Annotated in this window: 7 protein-coding genes and 1 pseudogene; all 8 read left to right on the forward strand. The window is 47.6% G+C overall.

Features of this window, described 5'->3' with window-relative positions; genetic code table 11:
• Window positions 1–61 precede the first annotated feature (61 nt).
• On the forward strand, window positions 62–667 hold the full coding sequence (locus L5M10_RS18580; RefSeq protein ID WP_212599875.1) for a hypothetical protein: 606 nt from the start codon (window positions 62–64) through the stop codon (window positions 665–667).
• A gap of 110 nt (window positions 668–777) precedes the next feature.
• Window positions 778–1,476 (forward strand): uracil-DNA glycosylase family protein, encoded by a 699-nt coding sequence (locus L5M10_RS18585; RefSeq protein ID WP_263205709.1) that lies wholly within the window; start codon window positions 778–780, stop codon window positions 1,474–1,476.
• Between the two features lie 8 nt (window positions 1,477–1,484).
• Complete coding sequence (locus L5M10_RS18590; RefSeq protein ID WP_263205683.1) at window positions 1,485–2,723, forward strand: sugar diacid recognition domain-containing protein; 1,239 nt, start codon at window positions 1,485–1,487, stop codon at window positions 2,721–2,723.
• Window positions 2,724–2,932: 209 nt separating this feature from the next.
• Complete coding sequence (locus tag L5M10_RS18595; protein ID WP_263205685.1) at window positions 2,933–3,940, forward strand: catalase family peroxidase; 1,008 nt, start codon at window positions 2,933–2,935, stop codon at window positions 3,938–3,940.
• Between the two features lie 325 nt (window positions 3,941–4,265).
• Window positions 4,266–5,624 (forward strand): GntP family permease, encoded by a 1,359-nt coding sequence (locus L5M10_RS18600; RefSeq protein WP_113938868.1) that lies wholly within the window; start codon window positions 4,266–4,268, stop codon window positions 5,622–5,624.
• Window positions 5,625–5,856: 232 nt separating this feature from the next.
• Window positions 5,857–7,077, forward strand: coding sequence for a glycerate kinase (locus L5M10_RS18605; protein ID WP_263255716.1), 1,221 nt, complete (start codon window positions 5,857–5,859; stop codon window positions 7,075–7,077).
• Between the two features lie 295 nt (window positions 7,078–7,372).
• Entirely contained in the window at window positions 7,373–9,022 is a 1,650-nt protein-coding gene (panP, locus tag L5M10_RS18610; RefSeq protein ID WP_263255717.1) for a pyridoxal-dependent aspartate 1-decarboxylase PanP, read from the forward strand.
• Between the two features lie 317 nt (window positions 9,023–9,339).
• Window positions 9,340–9,479: pseudogene (locus L5M10_RS18615) on the forward strand (IS4 family transposase); the annotation flags it as partial.

Consider the following 9,479-nt stretch of genomic DNA (forward strand, 5'->3'; position numbering starts at 1 on the left):
CTTGAGTTTTGGCTCACTTTAGCGGATCTTAATTCAATCTTTTAGTTAATCCTCTGAGCCCATGCGTATTTATTCTTCACTCTCCCAATCTCAGTGGCTGTTATCACTTTCTGCACTATTGGGGCTAAGCCTATTACCCTTACCCGCCATGGCGTTCGACCCTTCGGGTGGCGCAGCGAGCCTATTTATCATTTTAGGCCTAGGTGGTTTTACCTTAATCAATCTGTTTCTACAGGGCTTATTCTTTTTTGCGGGTCAGTATCGCAGCGCCACTTTTGCTAAACGCCATGTATTAAGCGCACTAATAGTGCCATTAATTGCCATTGCGTTAGCCATTTATGATCATAGAGGTTGGAGTGATTTCGCCCTTAACTTAGGCATTATCTGTGTCGGTATTGGACTGATTTTATTGCCACTACAGCTTTGCCAAATCGATAAACCCACCAATCGCAATGCAGATTGGATCATCAGCCTAGGGGCATTATTCATCTTAGCTTTGAGCTATGTGATTGCGCCATTAGCCCTCTTTACGATTGTGCTGGCCCACATTTGTTTGGCTTCAAGCACAAATCAAATTCCTAAGATATTAAGTTATATCAGTTTAATCCTTGGCTATTCTCTTTTTGGCTACTGGGTATATCAAACAGTGATGATGCTCCAATCCTGATTGAAAATGAATGAGCAACGATAAAATTAGCGATTAAATTGACTAAGACGAATCTCACTAAAGCGCCATCGCCACTTTGCGTAACTGTATCGCCATCATGCTCGGCATCAATGGCTAAACTGCTGGCAAAAATCAGCGCCTGTACTTTATGTAAGGCCCATTTACCCTTAGCGCCCAAGCCGATATTACAGGCCAGTACCCAAGCGCGAATTTTGATTGCAGGCCAAGCTCCGGGCGTGAAAACCCACCATAAAGGCATACCTTTTGACGATGCCAGCGGTGAACGGCTGCGCACTTGGTTGAATGTCACGCGGGAGCAATTCTACGACCCCAATCTTTTTGCCATTATCCCTATGGGATTTTGTTTTCCGGGCAGTATCGAAAAAAACGGTAAAAAGCAGGGTGATAAACCACCGCGCCCCGAATGTGCTGCCACTTGGCATCAGGCCTTGCTCGCCCTAATGCCGCAAATAGAGCTAATTGTGATCCTCGGCCAATATGCCATCGACTATCATCTACCGCGCGAATCGTCCGAGGCCGTAAACCTCACTTCGCCGATCACTGAGCCTCAAACAACCAGCAGTAAAATTTCGACCAGCGCTAAAGTAACAGCCATCCCCAAACTGAAACCAATAACAGTGACCCAAGCATGCGCGCAATGGCAGCAATATTGGCCTAAGTATCTTGTCTTGCCGCACCCAAGCCCGCGTAATAATCTTTGGCTTAAGCAGCATCCTGAGTTTGAACGCGATATGCTACCCAGATTAAGAATGCGTATTGCATCCCTGTTAAACCTTCAACACTACTAGGCGCCTGTATGTATCTGCTTGATTCTGCCATTGCTAAGCAAATTGTGAGTCGTACAATGAAAATCATTGGCCACAATATCAATGTGATGAACGGCCAAGGGGTGATTTTAGGCTCAGGCGACCCTAAGCGTATAGGGTCAACCCACGAAGGCGCGCTGCTGGCGATTGCCCAAAATCGCAATGTTGAGATCAGTCAAGAAGTCGCCTCAGGGCTGCATGGCGTTAAGCCAGGCATCAATTTACCCTTACATTATCAAGGACAAATTATCGGCGTTGTCGGCATTACCGGTGATCCACGTGAGCTCACCCATTATGGTGAGTTACTCAAAATGACCGCCGAAATGATTGTTGAACAAGCCAACCTGCAGGATAAATTGCAATGGGAGAATCGCCAGCGTGAAGAGTTTATTCTGCAACTGATCAAAGCTGAAACCGATGATGCACAGTTGCACCGCTGGGCAAAACAGCTCGACATTGATATCAGCCTGCCAAGAGTCGCGGCCATTATTGAGATCAGCGAGAAAAACATCCAGAAACACCACTTAAAGACCGATACCACCCCATCGGCCTTGTACTTAGTTGAGGCATCCACTCAGCCCGCCGATGAACGTAGCCCCAGAGTCAGTGAAACCCTCAAGCAAGTGCTGCATCTATTGCAATATCCTGACCGTGGTAACTTGATTGCCATGACCTCAATGTCGCAGTTGGTGATCCTAAAGCCTGCTTTTTTAGATGGAAAACAATGGGATCCTGAGCTTGAAAATCAGCGCATCGATAAGCTGTTGCAGCGCTTACCCGCCCAAATGGATTTAAACTTTAAAATTGCCCTAGGCCATTTCTTCCCGGAAAAAGGTGGGATAGCGCGCTCCTATCACACGGCTCAAGAAACCTTAGCACTCGGTAAGCAGCTCAATGCAGAAGGGAATAAATACCTGTTTGAAGATTATTCCCTACAAGTGTTACTTGCAGGGCTAAAACATGACTGGCGCGGTCAGGCGCTGGCAACGCCCTATCAGCAACTCGCCAAGGCGGACAAAAACGGCCAATTACGCAAAACCTTAGCGGCATACATCACCCACTTTGGCGATGCACAGCAATGCGCGAATGCCCTGTTTATTCATCGCAATACACTGAGATATCGCCTTGATAAAATTCAGCAAATCACCCAAGCCGACATTCAATCCCTGCATGGATTATTAAGCCTGTATCTTGGGCAATTAATTGATACTTCGACTCGCTTAACTTAACGCTCAAATGACTTAGCAACTCAACAGATTCGCCAGAAAAAAGCCCGCAGATGACGGCGCCGACCTGATGGCCAGATCAATTGAGTAAAACTTGGCCTGTACTAAAAAATTAATTGAAAGATTTATACCGTATCCCCTTTCCTATCCTTTCATATAGTATCGCGTCGATATGCTAGCGCTCTCTACTTAGTCCATTGAAAGGAATGATAATGACCTCAATCAAACTGACTTTACTCGCCAAAGCTTGTCTCATTAGCGGCTTAGCGCTGACTTCACCTTCGTTAATCGCGGCCGAGAAAACCATTCCCGAACTGGTCGATGCCGTCAACGGCACACCCGATGTGGCAAGTCGCGAGGCGGGTAAAAATGTCAAACTGCGTAATCACACTAAGGGATTTTGTACCTCGGGCAGTTTTAAACCGAATCCACAATTACAACAAACGTTGGCAATTCCATTTTTTAATCAAGATAGTATCAAGGTTACAGCCCGCTTTTCCCTCGGCGGTACAAATCCGCAGATCTCCGATAAAACCGCTGGGCGCTTTATGTCACTCAAAATTGACGGCGATAAAGAAAACCTTAACTTTGTCACCACTAACGTTCCCGTTTTCTTTGCCAAAAATCTCGAAGAATTTTTTAACTTTCAGACCAAAGTGAAACAAGGCCCTGAAGGTAAACAGTGGCTTATTGATAATCAACCCAGCGCCAAAGCTTTTTTCGACTATGTTAGACAGTTGCCTCCCAGCCCAAGTTTTGCCAACAGCCGCTACTTCGGTGTAAATAGTTTCCTGTTCAGCACGCAAAAAAACAGTGTTCAACAAGGTGAAACGGTCGCGGGTAAATGGATTTTTGAACCTGTCGCAGGTACTGCCGCGCTGTCAGCCAGTGAACTTGCCAATCTCAGTGATGATTTTTTAAAGGCAGAATTACTCGAGCGCATTAAAACCCAGCCAGCACAATGGAACCTTTATATTCAACTCGCCGAAATGGGGGATGAGATTAATGACCCAACTGTGATCTGGCCTGAAACTCGCCAGCGTTTACTGGTAGGCCAAGTGATGATTAACGGTGAACGAGACAGCGATCCCCAAGTTCAACAGTGCGATAAAGGCATATTTAACCCACTGTTATTGCCTAAGGGCATTACTGCATCTGCCGATCCGATACTCAATGCCCGCACCGCAGCCTATGTCGAATCCTTTATTCGTCGTCAATAAAGAGTCGAGTTAAGTCCCTCCTGTTTAGGATTGGCAAATAGCCCTATTTGCCAATCCTTATCGACAAGCGCCTCCCTTACCGACAAAACGCCTCCTCCTGCATTCGAATTCACCTAAGCATTTTTGTGCATGAGCACAAAAATGGCGAAACATAACGCGGTAATTCCGTGGATTTAGCCAAAGCTATTCAAACATACCTGCACAATAATAGGATGACCTTAAAGCAGCCCTCATTTGGACTCAGGCCCAAATAAGCACTGCGCCCTACAATATAAGTCAAAAAACTTACTCAAAAACTTCAGCCAAGAACTGAACGGGACAAACTATGAACTTAGTGCTTATTCTCATCGGCGTGATTGCATTTATTGTTATCGCGACCTCAAAATTTAAACTCCACCCCTTTTTAACCTTAATTCTGGCCGCCTTTATCGCGGCCTTCGCCTATGGCCTGCCAAGCGGAGAAATCGCTAAAACCATTACCACAGGGTTTGGCAATATTTTAGGCTATATCGGCTTAGTGATCGTCTTAGGCACTATCATAGGGATTATTCTGGAAAAAAGCGGCGCCGCCATCACCATGGCCGATGTGGTGATCAAGATATTAGGTAAACGCTTCCCGACACTCACTATGTCAATTATCGGTTATCTCGTGTCTATTCCGGTCTTTTGTGACTCGGGTTTTGTGATCTTAAACTCACTGAAACAATCGATGGCGAACCGCATGAAGGTCTCTAGTGTCTCCATGAGTGTTGCCTTAGCCACAGGTCTGTACGCCACTCACACCTTTGTACCGCCAACGCCAGGCCCTATCGCCGCCGCAGGCAACTTAGGGTTAGAGTCCAACTTAGGCTTAGTGATCGGTGTAGGTCTCTTTGTGGCCGCCGTTGCGGCACTCGCGGGTATGTTGTGGGCAAACCGCTTTGCCGATGTCGAGCCAGATGGTGAAGGCGCAGAAGAACTTAAAGCGCAGGCCAGTGACTATGAAACGCTGAAAAAAAGCTATGGCACGCTACCAAGTCCATTAAAAGCTTTCGCACCGATTTTTGTGCCTATCGTATTAATTTGTTTAGGTTCTATCGCTAACTTCCCTTCAGCGCCTTTGGGTAAAGAAGGTGTGTTTGATGCGCTCGTGTTCCTCGGTCAGCCCGTTAATGCCCTGATGATTGGCCTGTTTTTATCCCTGCTGCTGTTAAAGGGTGAGAATAAGATCAGCGAATTTAGCGAACGCATCAGCCAAGGGCTCGTCACTGCCGCGCCGATTATTTTAATCACAGGTGCAGGTGGTGCTTTTGGTGCGGTATTAAAAGCCACGCCTATAGGTGACTTTTTGGGCACATCACTGTCGGCACTGGGTATCGGTATCTTCATGCCATTTATCGTCGCTGCCGCGCTTAAATCGGCGCAGGGTTCATCGACGGTAGCGTTAGTCGCAACCTCTGCACTGGTTGCGCCTATGCTTGGCGATATTGGTCTTGGTAGCGATATGGGCCGAGTGTTAACAGTAATGGCGATTGGCGCAGGTGCGATGACAGTTTCCCACGCCAATGACAGCTTCTTTTGGGTCGTCACCCAATTTAGCCGCATGAGCGTCAAACAAGCCTATAAAGCCCAAACTATGGCGACCCTAATCCAAGGTGTGACGTCCATGGTAACTGTGTATGTGCTAAGCCTAGTGTTGCTCTAATATTAATGAGTTCTTGATTCAATATTGTCCCTTGGGCACATACCGTGCCCAAGATATATCCCTGTTATACGCCCTAATAATTGCAACAGATTAATGTGCCAGTGATGGATATAAATGCCTTTATATCACCTCAGTTTTAGCACAGGGATGTTGTTGCGCCCAACGTAAGTGGCATTGGGTTTAGTGTTCAATATTGAGCCCTGTTTTATCCCATTTAGCTGTAGGATTTTTAATGAAAATAGTTATCGCCCCCGACTCATTTAAAGAAAGCTTAAGCGCGCTCGAAGTGGCCAACGCAATCGAGCAAGGCTTAAGACAAGTGATCCCCGACTGCGACATAGTCAAAATACCCGTTGCCGATGGTGGCGAAGGCACAGTGCAATCTATGGTGGACGCCACGGGCGGCAGTATTGTCAGCTTAGAAGTCATGGGGCCACTGGGGCATAGAGTGCAAGCACACTATGGTATTCTTGGTGAAGGCATTCTCAGCGCTGCGATGAATACAAGTTCTGCTTCAGTTTCAAGTGCAGTTCCAACGAAAAAATCGCCACATCGAGGCGCGATTGCCGTGATTGAAATGGCCTCAGCCTCAGGTTTGCACCATGTGCCGAGGGAGCAACGTAATCCGCTGCTTACCACAAGTTATGGCACGGGCGAGCTAATTTGTGATGCGCTTAATCGGGGGATAAAGCACATCATTTTGGGGCTAGGCGGCAGTGCCACCAACGATGGCGGTGCGGGCATGGCCCAAGCGCTGGATATTTTATTGCTCGATGACCAAGGTAAAACCTTACCTTCTGGCGGCTCAGCGCTGGCGAACCTTGCTCAAATCGATGTATCAAACGCTCATCCACTTTTACGTGAGTGCAGCTTCGAAGTTGCCTGCGATGTTGATAATCCACTGTGCGGTGAACGCGGTGCATCGGCAATTTTTGGTCCGCAAAAAGGTGCGACGCCCGAGATGGTTAAGCAGCTAGATGCCGCTCTTGCCCATTATGCCGATGTGATTGCCCGCAATGGCATTAGCGATCACCGCGATCATGCTGGGGCTGGCGCTGCTGGCGGTATGGGTCTTGGCGTGATGGCTTTTTTAAATGCCGAGCTTAAACCCGGAGTTGAGATTGTGATGCAAACCGTTGGCCTTGCGGACAAAATCCGTGGCGCCGATTTAGTGATCACAGGTGAAGGCCGCATCGATGGTCAAACCGTGTTTGGTAAAACCCCAATGGGCGTGTTAAAGCAAGCCAAACTGCAGGGCATTCCCACTATCGGTATCGCGGGCTGCCTCGGTGAAAACGCCAATGCCATATTGGATCACGGTATGGCGGCTATCTTCCCTATCATCCCGCACTTAAGTCCGCTTGATGATGTGCTGGCTAATGCCAAGTTAAACCTTTGCAATACCGCCCGAAATATCGGCGCGGTACTCATGTTGGGCCAACGCAAATTTTAGGGCTAACATGAATTTTAGGGCTAATGCTCAGGCTTGATGAGTGGCTCGTCGAGTTAAACATAAAGGCGCCATAACGGCGCCTTTGCTTATTTAGGCCGCAACGCTTTGGTAACACAAAATTTTAGTGCTTGATGCCTAAAAGGCCTTGCAGTAAAGTGAGCTCCCTTTTTGGTATTCCGCTGATTGAACATTTGAGAGTCAATGATCGCGCATCACTGGTCGAGAATCACTGGTCCGTTATACTCTTCGAGCCAATTTGCGGTTTCACTATAAAAATTAATAGACGGCAAGCCCCATGACCCAGAAACTCCCTCGCCAAGCCACCGCATCCGAAGCAAGTTTGCTGCGCATTTTTACTGCACCGGAAGATGCAAGCTCAACACTGAGTATTATCGAGCAAAAGCTCTCCGAGGACTTAGCAGGCTTTTTGGGTGACAGTATCGCCGCGCTCGAAAAACCCTTGTCGGAAATTGAAACCGATTTTCAAGCCTTTGAGATCCCAACTCAGCCGCGTTTTGTCTCCGATTACACCGACGAAATTATGCAGAATCTGGTGGCGCATTCTGTACACACAGCAGCACCGAGTTTTATCGGCCACATGACGTCGGCACTGCCCTACTTTGTGTTGCCGCTGTCGAAAATGATGGTGGGACTGAATCAAAATCTGGTCAAAATCGAAACCTCTAAGGCATTTACGCCGCTTGAGCGCCAAGTGCTCGGCATGATGCACCATTTGATTTACGCCCAAGATACGGATTTTTATCAAAGCTGGATGCACAGCGCCAATCATTCCCTCGGCGCATTTTGCTCCGGCGGCACGGTCGCCAACATCACGGCGCTGTGGATTGCCCGTAACCAATTATTAAAAGCCGATGGCGAGTTTAAAGGCGTCAGCCGCGAAGGCTTACTCAAGGCGCTGCGCCACTATGGCCATGATGATTTAGCGATTTTAGTGTCGGAGCGCGGTCACTATTCGCTGGGCAAAGCCGTCGATCTGCTTGGCATCGGTCGCGACAATATCATCAGCATTCCCACGGGCAGCGATAACAAGGTCGATGTCGCGAAAATGCGCCAAGCCGCCCTTGAACTTGCCCGTAAAAACATCAAGGTATTAGCGATTGTTGGCGTGGCCGGCACCACTGAAACCGGTAATGTTGACCCACTGACAGAGTTAGCGGCGCTCGCAAAAGAGTTAAATTGCCATTTCCATGTGGATGCAGCGTGGGGCGGTGCGAGTTTATTATCCAATAAATACCGCCACTTACTCGCAGGTATCGAACTTGCGGACTCAGTCACTATCGATGCCCACAAACAAATGTATGTGCCTATGGGCGCGGGCATGGTGTTATTTAAAGACCCAGAGTTCGCCCACGCCATTGCCCACCACGCCGAGTATATTCTGCGCCGTGGTTCAAAGGATCTCGGTAGCCAAACGCTGGAAGGTTCACGCCCCGGCATGGCGATGTTAGTGCACGCTTGCTTGCAAATCATCGGCCGCGATGGGTATGAAATCTTAATCAACAACAGCCTTGAAAAAGCGCGTTATTTTGCAGAGCAAATCAAAGCCCATAAGGATTTTGAACTGGTTACTGAACCAGAACTGTGTCTGCTGACTTATCGTTATGTCCCTGCCAGCGTCCAAGCCGCCATGCAGTTTGCTATTGAGCAAGCTGACACAGTAAAACTTGCGCGCTTTAACGAGCTGCTCGATGGCCTCACTCAGTTTATTCAAAAGCACCAACGCGAACAGGGTAAATCCTTCGTCTCCCGCACCCGCATTCAACCCGCGCGCTACTTTAGACAACCCACAGTGGTTTTTCGAGTGGTATTAGCTAATCCTTTGACTAGCCATGAGATCCTTAATCAAGTGCTTATCGAGCAAGGTGAAATTGCCACATTAGATAAAGAGTTCTTACCTGCGCTATTAGCTATGGTCAATGAATAGCGAGCGAGTTGGCATAAGCTTTAAATCTTATTTAAATCCAGAGTGTTAATCAAAAACAGCCGCAAATATTTGCGGCTGTTTTTGTTTGTTGAGCTAAATTTGCGGAAAGCTTGATGAAATAACAAAGATTAAAGGTTTATGTACAGTCGTAGATACGCCGAATTCCATTGCTTCCGTGACACGCCGTAAAGCCATCCATGGCGGCTCTGCGCTGAAGAATCCCCTGATGATTTACAAATAAATCATCAAATTAGGGTGGAAGCGCATCTTGTTGCATGATCAAATGGTTTCGCCAAAAACTACACTTGGACAACAAGATGCGCGAAGCCAATATCCTACAACATTCTTTACACCAATACTGCCCAGAACTTCACCTAAAACGATTAAACAGCTTGATGCTGGCCTCTAAGGCACTGATTGAATGTAAGACACTGACCTTGACTGAGTTAGGTCGAAA

It is taken from the genome of Shewanella sp. SM32 (genome assembly GCF_025654235.1).
GTDB classification, from domain to species: domain Bacteria; phylum Pseudomonadota; class Gammaproteobacteria; order Enterobacterales; family Shewanellaceae; genus Shewanella; species Shewanella oncorhynchi.

Excerpts from the sequence above, each read along its gene's own strand:
- L5M10_RS18580 (WP_212599875.1), top strand. The coding sequence starts at position 62 with ATGCGTATTTATTCTTCACTCTCCCAATCTCAGTGGCTGTTATCACTT.
- L5M10_RS18585 (WP_263205709.1), top strand. The coding sequence starts at position 778 with ATGGCTAAACTGCTGGCAAAAATCAGCGCCTGTACTTTATGTAAGGCC.
- L5M10_RS18590 (WP_263205683.1), top strand. The coding sequence starts at position 1,485 with ATGTATCTGCTTGATTCTGCCATTGCTAAGCAAATTGTGAGTCGTACA.
- L5M10_RS18595 (WP_263205685.1), top strand. The coding sequence starts at position 2,933 with ATGACCTCAATCAAACTGACTTTACTCGCCAAAGCTTGTCTCATTAGC.
- L5M10_RS18600 (WP_113938868.1), top strand. The coding sequence starts at position 4,266 with ATGAACTTAGTGCTTATTCTCATCGGCGTGATTGCATTTATTGTTATC.
- L5M10_RS18605 (WP_263255716.1), top strand. The coding sequence starts at position 5,857 with ATGAAAATAGTTATCGCCCCCGACTCATTTAAAGAAAGCTTAAGCGCG.
- panP (WP_263255717.1), top strand. The coding sequence starts at position 7,373 with ATGACCCAGAAACTCCCTCGCCAAGCCACCGCATCCGAAGCAAGTTTG.